At 47.6% G+C, this 17,218-nt stretch carries 15 protein-coding genes; 12 read left to right on the top strand and 3 right to left on the bottom strand.

What is annotated here, in order from left to right:
• The first annotated feature begins 124 nt into the window (after positions 1 to 124).
• The 10 genes from U2W12_RS15460 to U2W12_RS15415 all read left to right on the top strand — a co-directional run bounded on the left by U2W12_RS15460 (position 125) and on the right by U2W12_RS15415 (position 11,802).
• Positions 125 to 1,531, top strand: a complete 1,407-nt coding sequence (locus tag U2W12_RS15460; RefSeq protein ID WP_326501592.1) for an MBOAT family protein — start codon at positions 125 to 127, stop codon at positions 1,529 to 1,531.
• Positions 1,503 to 2,642 (top strand): hypothetical protein, encoded by a 1,140-nt coding sequence (locus U2W12_RS15455; RefSeq protein ID WP_326501591.1) that lies wholly within the window; start codon positions 1,503 to 1,505, stop codon positions 2,640 to 2,642. The genes U2W12_RS15460 and U2W12_RS15455 overlap by 29 nt, the downstream gene beginning before the upstream one ends.
• A gap of 101 nt (positions 2,643 to 2,743) precedes the next feature.
• Positions 2,744 to 4,111, top strand: a complete 1,368-nt coding sequence (locus tag U2W12_RS15450) for an ATP-binding protein (RefSeq protein ID WP_326501590.1) — start codon at positions 2,744 to 2,746, stop codon at positions 4,109 to 4,111.
• Complete coding sequence (locus U2W12_RS15445) at positions 4,098 to 4,796, top strand: PH domain-containing protein (protein ID WP_326501589.1); 699 nt, start codon at positions 4,098 to 4,100, stop codon at positions 4,794 to 4,796. Before U2W12_RS15450 ends, U2W12_RS15445 begins: the two co-directional genes overlap by 14 nt.
• Positions 4,797 to 4,801: 5 nt before the next feature.
• Complete coding sequence (gene mobH, locus U2W12_RS15440; RefSeq protein ID WP_326501588.1) at positions 4,802 to 7,099, top strand: MobH family relaxase; 2,298 nt, start codon at positions 4,802 to 4,804, stop codon at positions 7,097 to 7,099.
• Positions 7,089 to 8,915, top strand: a complete 1,827-nt coding sequence (gene traD, locus U2W12_RS15435) for a conjugative transfer system coupling protein TraD (protein WP_326501587.1) — start codon at positions 7,089 to 7,091, stop codon at positions 8,913 to 8,915. Before mobH ends, traD begins: the two co-directional genes overlap by 11 nt.
• 11 nt (positions 8,916 to 8,926) lie before the next feature.
• Positions 8,927 to 9,487 carry a hypothetical protein gene (locus U2W12_RS15430; RefSeq protein WP_326501586.1) on the top strand — a complete coding sequence of 187 codons (561 nt, stop codon included), beginning with the start codon at positions 8,927 to 8,929 and terminating at the stop codon, positions 9,485 to 9,487.
• Positions 9,488 to 9,493: 6 nt separating this feature from the next.
• The gene (locus tag U2W12_RS15425) at positions 9,494 to 10,108 is read left to right on the top strand and encodes a DUF4400 domain-containing protein (RefSeq protein WP_326501585.1); all 615 of its coding nucleotides are present in this window, start codon (positions 9,494 to 9,496) and stop codon (positions 10,106 to 10,108) included.
• A gap of 460 nt (positions 10,109 to 10,568) precedes the next feature.
• On the top strand, positions 10,569 to 11,063 hold the full coding sequence (locus U2W12_RS15420; RefSeq protein ID WP_326501584.1) for a low molecular weight protein-tyrosine-phosphatase: 495 nt from the start codon (positions 10,569 to 10,571) through the stop codon (positions 11,061 to 11,063).
• 16 nt (positions 11,064 to 11,079) lie between these two features.
• Positions 11,080 to 11,802, top strand: coding sequence for a dienelactone hydrolase family protein (locus tag U2W12_RS15415; protein ID WP_326501583.1), 723 nt, complete (start codon positions 11,080 to 11,082; stop codon positions 11,800 to 11,802).
• Positions 11,803 to 12,274: 472 nt separating this feature from the next.
• On the opposite strand, the gene U2W12_RS15410 is transcribed toward U2W12_RS15415, so the two are convergent.
• The gene (locus U2W12_RS15410) at positions 12,275 to 12,934 is read right to left on the bottom strand and encodes a DUF938 domain-containing protein (protein ID WP_326501582.1); all 660 of its coding nucleotides are present in this window, start codon (positions 12,932 to 12,934) and stop codon (positions 12,275 to 12,277) included.
• Positions 12,935 to 13,118: 184 nt separating this feature from the next.
• On the opposite strand from U2W12_RS15410, the gene U2W12_RS15405 reads away from it, so the two are divergent.
• Entirely contained in the window at positions 13,119 to 14,723 is a 1,605-nt protein-coding gene (locus U2W12_RS15405) for a sigma 54-interacting transcriptional regulator (protein ID WP_326501581.1), read from the top strand.
• 169 nt (positions 14,724 to 14,892) lie between these two features.
• On the opposite strand, the gene U2W12_RS15400 is transcribed toward U2W12_RS15405, so the two are convergent.
• Complete coding sequence (locus U2W12_RS15400) at positions 14,893 to 15,879, bottom strand: 2Fe-2S iron-sulfur cluster-binding protein (RefSeq protein WP_326501580.1); 987 nt, start codon at positions 15,877 to 15,879, stop codon at positions 14,893 to 14,895.
• 61 nt (positions 15,880 to 15,940) lie between these two features.
• Positions 15,941 to 16,309: a group 1 truncated hemoglobin gene (locus U2W12_RS15395; protein WP_326501579.1), complete on the bottom strand. Its 369-nt coding sequence runs from the start codon at positions 16,307 to 16,309 to the stop codon at positions 15,941 to 15,943.
• A 251-nt stretch (positions 16,310 to 16,560) separates the two neighbouring features.
• On the opposite strand from U2W12_RS15395, the gene U2W12_RS15390 reads away from it, so the two are divergent.
• A complete protein-coding gene (locus U2W12_RS15390; RefSeq protein ID WP_326501578.1) occupies positions 16,561 to 17,187 on the top strand; it encodes a winged helix-turn-helix transcriptional regulator in 627 nt (208 codons plus the stop codon).
• Positions 17,188 to 17,218 lie beyond the last annotated feature (31 nt).

Raw genomic sequence — 17,218 nt, 5'->3', positions numbered from 1 at the left:
TTTTAGGTCGATCAAGCTACAACATAATCCAAAATCGAAAGAGTCGTTTTTAAGCGGTCTTTCGGTGGGATACGAGGATTGTGCAATCAGTAGCATGCAGATTTCAATCATTTGAAATCCAGACATGCTTTTCAACTCACCCGAATTCATCTATTTCTTCCTCCCATTTTCCATAGCAACCTGGTGGTTGCTGCAGAAACTCGAACGAGAGCATGATGCGCAGCTGCTGGTCATTATCTGCTCGGTCTATTTTTACGGCTGGTGGGATACACGATACGTCCCACTTCTCATCGGGAATGCAGTAGCCAATTTTTATGTCGGCCAAAGGATTTTTCAAACGAAGTCGAAAAATTTGTTAATTGCCGGCGTCCTATACAACGTTGGGCTATTGGGCTACTTCAAATACTCAGACTTCTTTATCGAAAACTGGAACGTGGCAACCGGTAACGATGTTCCAGTTATGCATTTGGTTTTGCCTCTCGGGATCTCATTTTTCACTTTCCAGGTGATTGCTTATCTGGTCGATTGTTACAAGGGATATGTTGAAGATTTTAACCTGAGGCGGTTCGCTTTCTCCATTTCATTTTACCCACACTTGATAGCCGGACCCATTTTGCACTACTCCGATGTCATGCCCCAGTTGAAAGACCGAGTGGACTTCAACGGAAAACAATTTTCGCAGGGTTTGTTCCTGTTTGCAGCCGGGCTATTCAAGAAATGTGTGATAGCTGACCGTATCGCAGAAAAAGTAGACCCTCTATTTGCTGCGGATACGGTTTTGCAGTTTTTCGAGTCCTGGGTAGCCGCCGCGGGTTATGGCTTGCAAATTTATTTCGACTTTTCTGGCTACTCGGACATGGCAATTGGCATTGGGTTGATGTTCGGAATCCTATTGCCGCAAAACTTCAATTCCCCCTACCAGGCAGTCAGCATTGCCGAATTCTGGAAACGGTGGCACATGACGTTATCAAGGTTCCTCCGAGACTATGTCTACATTCCCTTGGGAGGCAACAGGACTGGCTTTTACAAGGGCATTCTGGCCGCCGCTATCACCATGGCCATTGGCGGACTGTGGCATGGCGCCGCATGGACCTTTGTTCTCTGGGGGATTCTCCACGGAATGTTCATCGGCGTGCATCGTATTTGGCAAACATCAAAAATTGAATTGCCGGACAGCCTCGCTATGGTAATGACATTTATTTCAGTCACCATCGCTTGGGTGGTTTTTAGAGCTGAATCGATTGAGCAAGCTCTTTCTATCTGGAAAGGAATGATAGGAGGAAACGGAATAGCAATGCCGAGCATGATTTCAGGATTTTGCCAAACATGCGCCCAGACGAGCCTGATCACGGGTATGGAAGTGATTCAGGGCGCAATTCTACTAACCGTTTGCATGGCTTACGCGAACGCTCAAAAGGAAGCACAGATCCTTGAGGCAAACGGGAAAAATCTAGCATTTTTCACAGCACTTTTTTTCACCAGTATTTGGATGTCAGGTTCTCATGAAAGCTTTATCTATTGGCAGTTTTGAGTCGTTCTGGAAAGCGGCGCTATTAACAGGCGGTGTTGCGGCTTGGTCTTTGCCCGCCTGGAATGTGATCGTCAATCCGTATCAGATTTTTAAGACGGAATATTCGATGGGTAGTCGATACACGTCGTCAACAACCAACGAGCGTTATTTGAAGGTTGAGTACCTATTGCGTGACGCAAAAGAAAGATATCCGGATTCTGCAGAAGCGATTGTTTCAACGATTAACAGCGAGATACCAGGTCAGCGAGTTGGTAAATCGGGGCGGCAACATGACGCGTTTATTGTTGGGTCATCAATTATGGGTTTAGTCGACCCAGGTGTGCTGAACACGCGTTTTCCTGGTAGGGATTTCTACAATCTTGCTTTCCTGGCTGCGAAGCCGGACGAAATCCTGGCAACATTAAAAGCATTGAAACGCAAAGGCGTGCCAATCAAAAACGTGATCTATGGTTTGGAGCCGATCGCGTTCACCGATATTAAGTCGTATGGGCCCGCCTATAGACTTCATCCAGAAGCGGGAGGTGAAACAAAACAACGCGTCATTTTTGATTACCTGTTCGCATCGAGCTTATCGGATGGATTTGGCAGACTGATCAATGAAGTGAAAGGCATTCATTCGGTGAGATACGATATCGAAGACACTGGCCGGTACTTTTTAGATCGCTATGATCAAGAAATAAAGCAAGATCAAGCCACGTTTATTCGCAAGCAGTTTCCAATCAACGCCAAGCCAGCAAATGCCCAGCCATGGATCAAGTCACGATTTGATGATTTCGAAGAATTGGTCAAGTGGCTTCACGATGAAAAGGTGGATGCAAGTTTTTACCTGAATCCGTTACATCCTCATGTCATGAAAGCATATGGTGATGATCGCCTGGAAGAGTTCCGGAAAAAAATCGCCGAACTGACTGGACAGGCGAACATAAGCGATTGCACGCATTTGTTATCAACTGATCAAGACGCGAATCAGCGGTTTTATGACTACAAGCACTTTAGGGATACAGAGTCTGAGACGGTGATGAATTGCGCATTGAGTTCCAGGAACGAGCTCAACGAAAGAGGCCGAAAAACTGCGTCTTTCACCCCGATGAAGAGGAAAGGTTTTTCGTAAGATTCTCTCAATCTTAACTTTCAAAACCAAAATCCGGATTGCATCACTAGTCGGTAGGGGAACACCACCAATTGCAATTCGGCATAACTCATCGTGCTTCTATGAAAATCTCGCTGGGACAAGACGATTACCTCTTGTCAAAAAATCAATCGACACCCGTATTTTGCGATTTTGACTGTCTGGTCAATGCTCACATATTGGTGATGGGTAAAACCGGCATGGGCAAAACGACGTTTTTACGACGCTTTATCCAGCAAGCCCGGCGTTTCTCACCGTCCCCGAGAATTCATATCATGGACGTGCATGGCGATATCGACATACCAGGCGCTTCTTCTGTCAGATTCTCAGAATCCACTGAATACGGTTTAAATCCATTCGTAGTGAGTCCTGACCGGCATTTCGGCGGTGTTAGGAAACGCGTGCAGGATTTCATTGCGACGATTAACGGATGCCGTCCAATAGGCTCAAGACAAGAAGCCGTCATGCGGCACTTGATTACAGACCTGTATGCCGGAAATGGATTTTTTGCTGACAACTACAAGTCGTGGGTACTGGAAGATGGCTTTGATCGTAAGTATCCAAAGCGCTACCCAACCATGGATGATGCGTGTCGTTATGCCTTTGTAAAACTGAAACAACTCATCATTGGCAGCGACACTAAGGCGGGAAGAGCATTGGAAGAACTCAATAAGGTTACTTCCAAGCTTTACAAAATATCCAAACAGCTTTCGGCGCCGGGTGCAAAACCGGATGGAGAACTTCTTGAGAAAGCGATGGAACTGCGTCAAAAGGCCATCAAATCGTATAAGGAGTACATCGAAAATCTTGAAACCGGCAAGGAACTGGATGACTTCATTAAATATGAGTCCAAAGAAGTGCTGAAGTCTGTTGTCGAGCGGTTCGACAATCTCAAAGCAAGCGGAATCTTCAAAAACCAAGTTCCTCCATTTGAACCATCCAATCCAGTCTGGCACTACGACATCACAGCACTGCGCGAAGATGAAAAAAGGATGTTTGTCGAATTCAGGCTTCAAGAAATCTTTTCATCATCACTTGAAAGAGGTCCCGTTCGAAGAGAAGAAGAGGGATTGCTTAGGGACATCATGATTATCGATGAAGCCCACCTGTTCTTTAGAGATGATGAAAACAACATTCTGAACACCATTGCAAAAGAAGGGCGGAAATTTGGTCTTGGTCTGGTATGCGCGAGTCAATCGCCCACGCATTTTTCTGAAGACTTTTTTTCCAATGTTGCGACCAAGGTGGTGCTTGGGGTCGACCAAATGTATTGGGATAACTTGATACGGAAGATGAAGATCGAATCGAAGCTGATGCAGTACATCAAACCCTTTCATGTCATTGGCGTACAGATGAGCAACAAAGGTGAGACGAGATCGAGATTCACGATGGTTCGCGTGCCCAACACTCAATCCCAAATTAACAAGGTAACCGAAAATGGCCAGAAATAACGCTATGAATTTGAGACTCAATTCATTTGCGAGTTTTGACGATGCGATGGATATGTGTGAATTGCTCGCACGAGAGACGGGCGAAAAATACACAGTGATGTCTGATAGCCAGCTAGGCTTCACCGCTAAAAAAATTGGATCAAATATCAGTTCTTTGAATAAGGTGAATAGCGATGCAGGCTTGAAAAATCACGAGTTTCGGCAAGCATGGAGAGGATTCGTTTCAAATTATTTGCAAATCCTTGTGGGTGTATTGTTGCTCATAAATCCGTACAGGGTTATGAGTTTAGTGTTTTCGTTGCTGGACATAGAAAATATTCCAACATGGTTCAATTTAAAGGCGATTGGCGAACTCTTGGGGGTCGGAGGCCTATTACTGATTCTTTATGGACTGAGATTCATATACAGTTTTTTTTCTGAAAAACTATACATCGATGACGATGGAATCATTCTGAAAAAGGGCATTATTGCTCAATCTCAAGTACAAATCCGTTTTGGTGATATCAAGACAATAGGTGTTCAACAAGGTGTATTGGACAGGTTATTAGGCATTGGTGCTGTTCATTTGGACTCGGCCGGGACGAATGGTACTGTCGATATTGAATTTAAAAACATTATCGACCCCGTATCGATGCGTCGAGATATTCAGCGCATGATTGACGATTACATCAGATATCACGGTTAGTTTTGATGATCAAAAAAATTGCTGCGATTTTTAGAAAAAGCGAATCCAAACTGAGCAAGTTAAATCTTGAGAAAAAGCCCATTGAAAAGGCCAAGCAAACAAAATTAGATGTTTTTGATGAATATGCGCAAAGGCTACCAGGATTTCCTTTGGGAATCCCAGTAATCCCTGTCGAGCATCTGATCGAAAAAAATATGGACATGATCAAGCAGATCATCCTGGCGAGAGGTTTGGCAGGGGCGCATAACAAAGACGAGGTTGAAAAAAAAGTAATGTCTCCGATCAGGCATCTGGCAGCAATGACACACCTTCTGCCGGCGTCTGAAAAAAACCACTTCAAATTAATCGGTGGGCTATTTGCGTTTTGCTTAGAAGTATCTCTGTTTTCAATCCGGTATGCCGAGAGACGGATATTGACAAGGTCAACGCCTGAAATCAGAAAGGAAGAAGAATCGCTTTGGGCGCATGCCGCTTTTTTAAATGGATTGTTTTGCGAAGCGATCACAGCCCTATCGAAAATTTCAGTGTATGCCGAAGATATTGGGATCGAGTGGCGGCCGGGTGGCGAGTTATTGTACGAATGGCTGATAAACAATGAGTTGCAGCGCTATCACATCCGATGGAACCAAACGGAAGATCGATCGACGATATACATGATGACAGGAAAAGCAATTACAAAAGAACAAAACGATATATTCGCTACAGGCGAAAAAGCGATCTACAAAACACTTTATGCGGCACTCCAGGACCAAAAGGATCACAGCAATCCTTTGGCGAATATTTTCGACACGGTGAGATACAAAATCATGGAGCGCGACGAGTGGAGCCATGCTGACCGTTATGGCAAACCGCTCGCTGGAATGCATTTAGAGCCATGGTTAATTGATGCCATGCGACATCTGGTGCAGAAAAAACGCTGGACTCCAAACGATGAAAATGGACGAATCTGGCACGGGAAGGATGGTGTTTTTTTAGTATGGCCTCTGGCTGCGGGCGACATGCAACATGAACTGAGAGCAAACAGATGCCCCTTTATTCCCAATACAAGCGAAGTGTTAGCGGATATCCTGCTGGAAGCTGGAATTGTGAGTAGAAATCAATTAGGTGGATATATGTACGACATTTCGGTGCCCGTTGTCGACAGCAAAGACAGAAGGTCTTTGGAAAGCCTGAAGATAGCAAGGCCTGAGATTTTGTTCGTAAAGACGCATCATAAGCCGATTGAAGAAGAATTATGCACACATGAGCATAAAGAAGAAGTTGATGAAAACGAAAAGAAAATAAAAGAGGAATTAGAGTGGCAAGAGATTAAAACTGACCTGGAACATTTGAAAAAAGCAGATAAGTCAAAAGAATCAGGCATGCATGAATCGCAGACTGATAGTCAGGATCATGAATCTGATGTAAGCCAAAATGCATCGACTGAATCAAATCCTGGCAAGAATGATGGGGTGACTGAAAGAGATATGTTGCCCGAAAATAATTCTGATGCAGCCGGAGAAACCGGTAAGCAACTTCTTCTTGGAAAGGAAAAACAAAGTCAAGCTTCAGTACAAGACATAAAAAAAGAAGAACCTAGCTCAAACGGAACAGATAGCGCACCCGAAGAATTGATCAACAATCAGTACGATGATGATTATGCCGCCGACTATCAGTCTGGCGAGAATAACGATTATGAGTCTGTTGCTGATGCAAGTCTGGTGGCACCAATCAAAAATAAGGCCATTGAAAGTAATGCAGTGACTGCAACACAATCTAAAAACAACAACAACAACAACAACAACAAACAAGCTAACCAGAAACAGACGAGAAGAGAAGATGCGGCTCATGCCCAAAAGCCATCACCTAATAAAGATAAAGACGGCGAGGAAATCGCTACCGATCAAGATGTTGAATCTTTAATCGGCGTTTTGATATCGCAATCAAAATGCGAACCAGAAGAAAACAAGAACGCCAGAAGGAAAAATCAATCGGATTCACAGCCAAACTCGCTATCTGAGATCGGTCATTTGACTGGAAAAAACCAGCAATCAAAAAACAACAAAACAGGCCGGGTCGATTTGATAATTAACAAATTGAAAAATTTGCCTGAAGAATATGTATCAGTATTGCCAGGAGGCATTACGAAAGTGATGGTAAAGGGGTTAAAAGATACCAGTCTCGAACTGAATGACTGCATATCGGTCTTGAAATCCGCTGGATTGATTGAATTAGTAGACGGAAACGAAACCGGCCTAACCAAGACAGGCAAAGGGACTTCGCGCTACTTTTTGATAAAGACCAATTTGTTCGATGGCAAATAATTACGACCCTTACATAAGAAAACCTTACGAGCTTTATATCGCATCGGCTTGGCTTGTGGCTACCGCTATTACCTTTGCGGGCTACATCATGCTTCCAGGTGGAAATTCCATGATGATCCCCTGGATGTGTTTTGGATATATGTCCTTGAAATCGGCGATTAAAGGTCTTGACTTGGTAGGTCGAGGAAAGCTGGGTGAAATGTTGACGTTTTTGAGTGTCGACCAGCTCATGGCATTAGTGAAACCAGAAAGAATGTGGTTTGGCTGGGGATTCGATTGGATGCCTATCCATACTCAACGAGCCGTCGACTACATGTTGTCTGGGGCAAAAATGAACCATGACCAAGAAAGCCCAGGGAGTCCTTGGATTCATGGCCTTAATTTGGGTAAAGAAAAAGAGGTTTTGATTCCTCTGAAATCACTTGAAGGACACACCATCATATTTGGGACAACCGGCTCAGGGAAGACGAGAGCTTACGAAGTCATGGTGACACAGGCCATTCATCGTGGCGATACCGTGATCATGATCGATCCGAAAGGCGATAAAGAATTGCGGGATCGAATGGAGCTCGAATGCGCGAGAGCCGGAAGAAGTGATGCTTTTTTATTTTTTCATCCTGCATTTCCCAGGTCATCAATCCGCCTCGATCCCATGCGGAATTTCACGCGAACAACCGAAATAGCTTCGCGGATAGCAGCACTACTTCCCTCTCAAACCGGCGGATCAGATGCCTTTACGGCGTTCGCGTTCAGGACGCTCAACCTGGTTGCACAAGGGCTTCTTGAGACCGGCAAGCGGCCATCGATCAAGCAATTGCGTTACTACATCGAGGGGGGCGCAGAGGCATTACTCGTGCAAGCAATCGAATCGCATGCCAATCGGGTTGAGCCAGGATGGAATATAGAAGGGGGTAGCGCAGAGCCTTTTTTCATCAGAGCTAAAGCTGGCAAGGCCAGAAAAATGGAGACGATTACCAATCCGGATTGGTTGGCGACGATCGAGTGGTATCGCACAAAATTGAGCAACACATCCAATGGATCGGAAGGGATCGACGGTTTGCTATCGCTCGTTGAACATAACCGGATGCACTTTTCAAAAATGATCGCATCGCTTATCCCGGTTCTGAACATGCTGACCTCGGGTGATTTAGGCGAGCTTCTATCGCCAGATGAAGAAGATACTTGGGACAAAAGGCAAATCTGCGATACATCGACAATCATTTCTGGCAAACATGTCTTATATGTTGGCCTGGATTCATTATCCGATTCGATTGTTTCATCGGCGATTGGGTCAATTGTACTGGCCGACTTCGCGTCTGTAGCCGGGATGATTTACAACAGCGGCAAGAAGCCTGGGCGAATTTCAATGTTCGTGGACGAAGCCAATGAGGTGGTCAATCTACCCTTTATCCAGATCCTCAACAAAGGACGTGGCGCCGGATTTCAAGTAGTCATGGCCACCCAAACCTTGCCAGATATTGTGGCCAGACTCGGTGACGAAGCAAGAGCCAGGCAGGTGCTCGGAAACTGCAATAACCTGATCACGCTTCGAATCAAAGACGGGGATACCCAGCAATTCGTTGCCGAAACGTTCGGGCAGACCTACATCAAAACGGTCCAACAAAGCATGTCCAGCGCGGTCAATTCGGCCGAAAACATCATCAATTACTCGGGCAACAGTGGTCAGTCCTTAACCTTTGGCGAGCATGATCTCTTTCCACAGCACCTTCTTGGGCATTTGCCCAATTTCCATTACATCGCTTCAATTGCCGGCGGCAGGGTCATCAAGGGACGACTGCCAATCATTACTCATTAGGATTGAATAATATGCATGACCAATCTGTCGAAATAATTTCTTTAAAGAAACCCTTGGCGATATCGCTTGATTCCGCATGCGTCGAAATGAAAAAAGCCTGCAGGGCGACAAAACGCTACCCTGGTTCTCAAGAATTATTTGCAAGATGGCCTAATCTTCGTGAGGCGTCTCAACGTTTAACCTCCTTATTGACTCTATATTGGCCCGACCATAGAAAGGAAAAAGAAAGCTTGTTGGTCAATTGTCTTGATGCCGGCTTCGCGGAGGCTGAGAAGTCGATATTAAAAGACAATAACGACATGACTGAACAACAGGCATTTATCCAGAAAGTATCATCTGAGCTGGTTCAATGCTTGGAAATGACACTTATGATCAAGCGGAGTGGTTTGTGGACTATTTATGATCCCAGTATCGATGGTTATTTGGATGAAATCATGAAATCCTCGGTGAGTGAAGAATTATCCTGGGTCAAACAGCCTCATGGCGCGTTTGAAAGCGCACAAAGCAAATTGCTCTGCGCTTCAAGAGTATTCACGATGACAGAACTAAAATTAGCTGGCTTGCTGGAATGAAACCAAATGGGAAAACATTTTCTTGTCTGGCTCATGATCTTGTTTTTTACGCCCTTGGGGCTGCCGGCACTAATGAGTCCAACCAAGATATCTGCTTTTATCAGGGCGGATTACAATGCAGCCATCAATATTTTGGGAGACAAAGAAAAATTAAACAAAGAGCTGATTAGTCTGTATAAAAGGAATTTGATAGTCGTTGCAGCATTCGCGAATGAATTCAGAGATCGTCATGATGATTCTGATAAATTTAGAAACAGCGGCGATCATATAGGCGAAGCCATAGCCGATATTCCGGGTGATTGGGCAGCGTCTGTGAAACTTCAGGCTTACAGCTTGGCATTACGGATCATTATTCTGTCAAAATTCGGTATTTGGTTAGGAATACCAATCGTCATGGGATTTGTAGCGGGGATATTCGAACGTCGATTAAAGTTCGAAACATTCAGTTCCCCAGTGCCGCCCGTTTATAACACCTCAGCACACATGCTTTTAGCGCTGAGTTGCATGATTGTATTGTGGCTGCTTTGTCCCATTCCAATCCCATTACCCATCATTCCGGTGCTTGCAGTATTGATAAGTATTTTTATCAGTTTGGCGATTGCGAATTATCCAAACTATTAAGTTGAGTTCCTCCCCCTTCCTACAGCGCTCAGGCTTCTAAGGCCAGTGTCTCTTTATTGGGTCTTGGCCGGACGATTTCTTGGACCAAGACCCTGCAAAAGCTAACCAAGCGCGTTATCGCATTACTTTGATGGCGCAATGGCGCTGACAATGCCGGCGTTTTCCCTCAACTACGAATTCGAGCCACTCTTAACTTAATCGGTTGTCCTTGGCGGCAAGACCGCAAAATGACAAGTATCGGTTGCTTTTATGGGTGGGGCGCAATCAGGGTAATCGTGAAAAACTCGAACAATGGCAAGCAAAGATTGTTGGGACATTATTAGTCGTCTCTTATAATAGCCAAAATAATTCGATTTTGCGCCCCAAAATAAATAGGTAACATATTGTTTCATAAAGGGTCGTATAAGGCTGTTTAGGGCTGTTTTTTTGACCGAAAAACAAACATAACTTATTGATATATATGAAAAAAATTAAGGTTCTCTTCGTTTGCATGGGCAACATCTGCCGTTCGCCGACCGCGGAAGGCGTTTTCACCAAGCTCGTAAACGAACGCAAGCTGGCGCAGCATTTCTCAATCGACTCGGCCGGCACCCATGCCTATCACGTCGGCAATGCGCCGGATCTGCGCGCGGAAAAGGCGGCCGGCGAACGCGGCGTCGATATTTCGCATTTGCGCGCCCGGAAATTCGTGCTCGGCGATTTCGAAGATTTCGATTATATCTTGGCCATGGACAGTGATAATTACGCGATCCTGTCGTCCGCATGTCCTGCGCCGCACCGGTATAAAATCAACTATTTTCTCGCTTATGCGCCTCATCTGGGCATACGCGAAGTGCCTGACCCCTATTACGGCGGATCCTACGGTTTCGAGCGTGTGCTGGACCTGGTCGAAGAAGCCTCCGAAGGCTTTTTGAATGCTTTGCTCGAAACGGGCAAAATAAAATCAATCGGTTAATCGACAGGAGAAAGCTATGGCGATCGTCTCAAACACCGTCAACTACCTGGACGGCGATACCCTGCTGGAAGCCTTTTTCGCCTACGATGAGGCGATAGAAGGCCGGCGGCCGGCCGTGCTGATCAATCACGCCTGGGGCGGCCGCGACGAGTTTGTAGCGAACAAGGCGATCAAGCTTGCCGAACTAGGATATGTCGGTTTTGCGCTCGACATGTATGGTAAAGGCATACTGGGTTCAGGGCCCGAGGAAAACGCCAAACTGATGCAGCCGTTCATGGACGACCGCGCAATGCTGCAAAAACGGATTAACGCCGCGCTGGCCGCCGTAAAACTGCTGCCCTGGGTCGACGACCAAAAATGCGCTGCGATCGGTTTCTGCTTCGGCGGCTTGTGCGTGCTCGATCTCGCCCGAACCGGCGCGGACATCAAGGGCGTGGTCAGTTTTCACGGCCTTTTGGGCGCGCCGGGCAATACCGAAGGCACGCAAATCAAAGCAAAAGTATTAGCCCTGCACGGTCACGACGACCCGATGGCGCCGCCGGAGCAAGTCCTCGCATTCGAACGGGAAATGACCAGGGCCGGCGCGGACTGGCAGGTGGATGTTTACGGCAACACGATGCACGCTTTTACGAATCCGATCGCGAATAATCCGGGTTTCGGCACTGTTTATCAGGCCGATGCGGATCGGCGGTCTTGGATTGCGATGAAGAGTTTTTTGGAGGAGATTTTTTTGACGTAAGGCCCTGGAAAATAGAACTGATATCGCTTCATGTTGGCTCTCCAGAAAATCTGTATTGCAAACGGATAAATTTTGGACTAAATCCGAAATTATGACGATTCGATAACGCATCGAGTAACCGTCCGGCAGAAATCACGCCCGCAAACACACAAGCAAATCATTCCAGGCCGGTCGATGCCAACGCGCCTGGCGCAGAGGAAGCTCTTCCTCTGCTGGTAACGGAAATCACGGTTCCTTTAGTCGGAAACGACTGGAAGTCCGTCGTTAAAAACGCCAGGGAACAAGAATCCCTTCCAGTGTATGTCGAAGGATTGCCAAATCAGGTCCATAGATCAGGTGTTTTGCTTACCGAAGTCGTTCTAGCGATACTTGCCGGATGTTTATTGCTGTTGACTATTTTTTCATGGGGCGGCAATTATCAAGTATCTGCATTTAAGGAACGCTCCAACTGCTCTTTTTAGGTTCAACCGTTTTACGGTTGGCGTTTGCCAAAAATTAGCGAGAAATTATTGGCAGGCATAGTAATTTGTTCCTTTAGCGCCATGTTGTATTTTGCGGCCGTATTTTTCAAGTCTGCGACTTCTTTCAGTTCCCATTCCGCAACTCCGGCAGAGCTCAAGAGGTGATGAATTTCTTTGTTTGAATCGGCGGAAAAACTGCCTTCGGTTTTGAAAGTACCATAAACCAGCAAAATACCCTCGTCGGTTAAAAGCTGGGAAGCGCAGTCCATCATCCCGTCGGCTATCGAAAACTGTGCGACCTGAAAAATATTGATTGAAAAAATCGCATCGAACGTATTTGCTTGACCGGGATTAAGCCAGGTGTGCGGGTCGGTCAGGTCCAGATGCACCGGATCGGCGACATTGTAGTTCGCGTGATCGATCCTCAGCTTTTTGATATTATCGAAAACTTCCTCGTTCTTGTCGGATGGATGAAAATACAAATGTCCGAAATACGGGGCAAAGTAGTTGATATGCATGCCGCTACCGCTGCCGAGTTCGAGTACGCGGCCAGGCGCTTTCGGCAATTTTTCTTTTAAAATGCCCAAGATAGGTTCCCGGTTGCGGACGCCGGCCCAGGCGATATATTCGCTCAACGGATGGGGGTTTAAAGGGGGGGCATCATCGCGCATGGTACTTTGATGGTGAGGGGGGATTTTAGGTAGATGAACACAATACATATCAAATTAATAGACAATTATCATGCCAATATTGATGCGGAAAATTTTCCCAATATTACAGCAACTTAGTGTTCAAGCGTTGTCTAATCAATGAACCTTTATTTCAATCAAAGAAATTTTATTTCACAACAAGATCATGAGCAGTCCATCCTTATCCGGTATAACGCCAGTATTTTTTTTGCAGACCTTCATTCTGGAGCTGATGCATGCGAACGAACAACTCGGCCAAAAGCATTGCGAAGAGCTGATCGAGCATATCGCCAAAACTGCGGGCTGTTTTTTTGAAGAAACCTATCGGGACGACACGCATAACAATAACGCGCTGGACATCGAAAACTACACCGAATTGATTCTCGGCCTGAAGAACAGCATCGGCGGTAAGTTTTCGCTGGTTTCGGCGAATCAGGACTGCATTACGGTGAGCAATTCCTGTTGCCCTTTCGGCGAGCAGGTTGTCAACTTTCCCGGATTATGCAGGATGACCTCGAGCGTCTTCGGCGGCATCGCGGCGCGGAATTTTGGCTATGCCAAGGTTGAGATCAAAAAAAGCATCGCTCGTCAGCACGGCAGCTGCGAAGTTTGTGTTTATACCAGTCCGCATGCGGCCAGCGGCCGTTCGGGCACGGAATACACCGACACGACGCCGGTCAAGCAAATGCAGGACATTCATGATCTATGCTCCCGCATTGAGGAAAGCATGTTGCAACTCTGGCGCAAGCAGCGCAAACCGGCAACCAAAATGCACCAGCCTCCGGCGATCGTCGCCAATTCGCCGTCTATGCGCAAAATTCTGCAATCGATCGAGGTGATAGCACCGACGACCGCGACGGTGTTGGTTCAGGGGCAAACCGGCGTCGGCAAGGAATTGGTCGCGAAAGCGATCCATGCGATGAGCGACCGCTCGCAGAAGCCGTTCATTCCGGTCAACTGCGGCGCGATTCCGGAAAGCCTGGTCGAAAGCGCCTTGTTCGGCCACGAGAAAGGCGCGTTTACCGGCGCTATCGAGGTGCATCAAGGTTATTTCGAACGGGCCGAAGGCGGAACCTTGTTTCTGGACGAAGTCGATTCGCTGTCGGCGGCCGCGCAAATCCGCTTGCTGCGTGTGTTGCAGGAAGGCGAACTGGAACGGGTCGGCGGCAAGAAAATTCTGCCGGTCGATCTCAGAATTATTTCCGCAACCAATAACGACCTCGAAGATCTGGTCAGCCAGAATGTATTCCGCAAGGATCTGTATTACCGGATCAATGTCGTGCGCCTGCGCATCCCGCCGCTTTCCGAGCGGCCCGAAGATTTGCCTTACCTGGTGCAGTTGATCGTGCGGCGCCTGAGTAAGAAATACGGCAAGACTGTCGAAACGGTCAGTCGCGACGTGATGCAGAAAATCCGCGCCTATGCCTGGCCGGGCAATGTGCGCGAACTGGAAAATGTGCTCGAACGCAGCATTTTGTTTGCAAGCGGCAAGGAAATGACCGAACTGGATTTGGAGCTTTCAGGGCCGACAGCAAGCGACGACTGGAAAGGCATCAGGGAGAGCGCATTGGCTCGCGTGGAAAGGGCTTATCTCGATTCCGCGTTAAAACATCATCAGGGCGATGTGAAAAAAGTGGCCGACGCAATGGGTGTGACGACCCGGGCTGTGTATGGCAAGTTACAGAAGTATGGTATCGAGTCGGCGGCGTACAAACATCATCGTAGCGCCGGTGTTTCCGTTCCGGCTCGGAAAAGTAACCGTTCCGATTGACTCCGGTCTTGACGGCATCGGCGAGCGCGTTTGCGGTACGTTTTGGCCGGCACGGACATGCTGTTCGGGCGATGGCGACTCTGTAGCTATTTATTGCCGGATTTGTTTATCCTAGCCGACCGCCCGCCCGGCGCCGGACCATGACGGTCCGGCAGGGGAAGCGCTAATATCAGGATTGCGGCGTAGGATCGGCCGAGACCACAAACGCATCACAATAAATATCGGCTAGCTTGGCGCCTTTCAGGTACGCCTGCTTTTGGGTGGTCCTGACCATGTCCGGGTGGCCGCATAGAAACACTCGCCAACTGGTTAAATCGGTATGCGCGGACAGGGCCGCTTCATTAGCCCGGCCTTGGATGAAGCCCTTCGGTGCGTCGCCGCTCGAAACGCAAGGTGTATACGAAAAATTCGGATGCTGTTCGGCGAGTTCGCGCATTTCATTAATCCGATACAGATCATCATGGTCGCGGCTGCCGTGAAAAAGACGGATCGGTCCCGAATGGCCATGCGATAACGCATCGGCCAAAATGCCCGCGAGCGGCGCGAGGCCTGTGCCGGTACCGATCAGCAGGATGCCTTGTTCCCTGCGGTCAGGAAGATAAAAACATTTGCCTTGCGGCTCCGAGACCGGGATAGAATGGCCAACCTTCAGTTCGTCATGCACCCAGGCGCTGAAGCGCCCTTCCTGCAATCGACGGATATGGAATTCGAGGGTGCCGGAAGCGTGCGGAATATTGGCGATCGAATAACTGCGAGTCAGTCCATCGCTACGTTGCAGGTTGACGAACTGGCCGGCTTTGTAACGGTCTGCATCATTAATTTGGATGATCAGCAAATGGGTGTTTCGATTCAAGGGTTCGCTGACCACGACAATGCCATCGGAAAAGCGGACCGCCTGATTGGGTAATTTCAACGTCATCGGCTGCTCGGGGTGGCACTGGCAAGCCAAAAAATGCCCGCTGCTTTTCAGGGTGTCTTTCAGATCCCCTTGCGCCTTTTCGGGCGGTTTGATGTCAAGGCTTTGTACCACACAGCTCTGGCAGACGCCCGCCTTGCAACCGTAAGGGATGTTGATGTTTTCGCGCAAGAGTGCGTCGAGCACGGTTTCGCCCGGACGGCAGGTCAAGCGGCTGTTTTCAATCGTTAGGTCGAACATAGTATCCCCCTTGCAAAATCAAGCCGTGTTACGTTCAGGAAGTCACGGCTTGTCGTCGCATTTATAAGCCTAGAACATCCGAACGCGCGCCAAGCGCAATCGCGGCGGCTTCAGCAATCAAGTCTTCAGGCACGCTCAACTCGTGCAACGTGGCTCCCAGATGCTCCATTACCGCATCAAAATGCGAACCGTCCAGGCCCATTTCGACCAGATGCGCGTGCGCGCCGCGCATGTCTTTGCCGGTGTAGTTGTTCGGTCCGCCGAAAGCATACGTAAAAAACGCTTTTTGTTTGGCGATTTGGGCGTCCATGTCGGTCGAATCGAAAAAACGGTTGATCCGGTGATCGTTGAGTACCTTGCGGTAAAAAAGATCCACCGCGGCATTGACCGCCGCTTCGCCGCCGATTCTTTCGTAAAGTGAATTGCTCATTGTTGATGTCTCATGATATTGGAAAATAAACCTTTCTCTTGCGGTCTTGCTCGAGAGCTCGAAGAATGCCGCAAAGTAATTTTAACTCGATATTGTATATTTGCAAGATAAAAATTGCATAAGTTGATAAGATATTCCCGTGCTGTGCGCAAGACATCAATCCCGCTGTGCCAATGCAGCGGTTTCATAGTCAAGAAGGCTAGGATTTGGTATGATGCGCTACTATTAAACCTTAAATTAAGTAGGCTTTTATGGCTGAAGGTATAAGCTCCAGGCAATATCAAATACTTGATCTTTTACTCAAGATCAAGGCTGGTCTATGCATTGACGAAATTGCCGAAAAATTGGAAATTTCGCGCAACGCGGTGCAGCAGCATATCGACAAGTTGGAAAGGGATGGCTATGTCAAAATGGGCATGCTGAATAAGACCGCGGGACGTCCAGTGCGTGTATTTGTGTTGACCGAGGCCGGCATCAACAGTTTTCCTAAGCAATACGCCTGGTTTTCAGAGCTGATTCTGAGCAAATTGCGGCAGGAAATGGGGCCCGAGGCATTGCAGCGTTATTTGCGTGATTTGGCGGACTCGCTGTCGCAAGGTTTGGCGCCGCAATTTGCGGGTAAGCAAAACAAAGACCGGCTTGCCGAGTTAATCCGCATCATGAATGAACTCGGTTTTCAGGCCAGACTGAATGAGGCGGATGGCGGCCAGCCGTCGATCGAGGCATTCAACTGCATCTACCATGACCTTGCGCAAAAATTTGAGGAAGTTTGCGAATTCGACAGAACCTTGATTAAGGCCCTGCTGAACCGGGACATCGATCATATGGAGTGCATGGCCAAAGGCGGGGGTGTTTGCAAATTCAGGCTCAAGCCGTAAGCCCGAATAACGCGTAAGTATTCGGCCCAAA

It is taken from the genome of Methylomicrobium sp. Wu6 (assembly GCF_035916875.1).
GTDB lineage: Bacteria > Pseudomonadota > Gammaproteobacteria > Methylococcales > Methylomonadaceae > Methylomicrobium.
This window is presented reverse-complemented; position numbering and strand designations above follow the sequence as displayed.

What these genes read in the sequence shown, in the direction of transcription:
- U2W12_RS15460 (WP_326501592.1), top strand. Translation starts at nt 125, where the DNA reads ATGCTTTTCAACTCACCCGAATTCATCTATTTCTTCCTCCCATTTTCC.
- U2W12_RS15455 (WP_326501591.1), top strand. Translation starts at nt 1,503, where the DNA reads ATGAAAGCTTTATCTATTGGCAGTTTTGAGTCGTTCTGGAAAGCGGCG.
- U2W12_RS15450 (WP_326501590.1), top strand. Translation starts at nt 2,744, where the DNA reads ATGAAAATCTCGCTGGGACAAGACGATTACCTCTTGTCAAAAAATCAA.
- U2W12_RS15445 (WP_326501589.1), top strand. Translation starts at nt 4,098, where the DNA reads ATGGCCAGAAATAACGCTATGAATTTGAGACTCAATTCATTTGCGAGT.
- mobH (WP_326501588.1), top strand. Translation starts at nt 4,802, where the DNA reads ATGATCAAAAAAATTGCTGCGATTTTTAGAAAAAGCGAATCCAAACTG.
- traD (WP_326501587.1), top strand. Translation starts at nt 7,089, where the DNA reads ATGGCAAATAATTACGACCCTTACATAAGAAAACCTTACGAGCTTTAT.
- U2W12_RS15430 (WP_326501586.1), top strand. Translation starts at nt 8,927, where the DNA reads ATGCATGACCAATCTGTCGAAATAATTTCTTTAAAGAAACCCTTGGCG.
- U2W12_RS15425 (WP_326501585.1), top strand. Translation starts at nt 9,494, where the DNA reads ATGGGAAAACATTTTCTTGTCTGGCTCATGATCTTGTTTTTTACGCCC.
- U2W12_RS15420 (WP_326501584.1), top strand. Translation starts at nt 10,569, where the DNA reads ATGAAAAAAATTAAGGTTCTCTTCGTTTGCATGGGCAACATCTGCCGT.
- U2W12_RS15415 (WP_326501583.1), top strand. Translation starts at nt 11,080, where the DNA reads ATGGCGATCGTCTCAAACACCGTCAACTACCTGGACGGCGATACCCTG.
- U2W12_RS15410 (WP_326501582.1), bottom strand. Translation starts at nt 12,934, where the DNA reads ATGCGCGATGATGCCCCCCCTTTAAACCCCCATCCGTTGAGCGAATAT.
- U2W12_RS15405 (WP_326501581.1), top strand. Translation starts at nt 13,119, where the DNA reads ATGAGCAGTCCATCCTTATCCGGTATAACGCCAGTATTTTTTTTGCAG.
- U2W12_RS15400 (WP_326501580.1), bottom strand. Translation starts at nt 15,879, where the DNA reads ATGTTCGACCTAACGATTGAAAACAGCCGCTTGACCTGCCGTCCGGGC.
- U2W12_RS15395 (WP_326501579.1), bottom strand. Translation starts at nt 16,309, where the DNA reads ATGAGCAATTCACTTTACGAAAGAATCGGCGGCGAAGCGGCGGTCAAT.
- U2W12_RS15390 (WP_326501578.1), top strand. Translation starts at nt 16,561, where the DNA reads ATGGCTGAAGGTATAAGCTCCAGGCAATATCAAATACTTGATCTTTTA.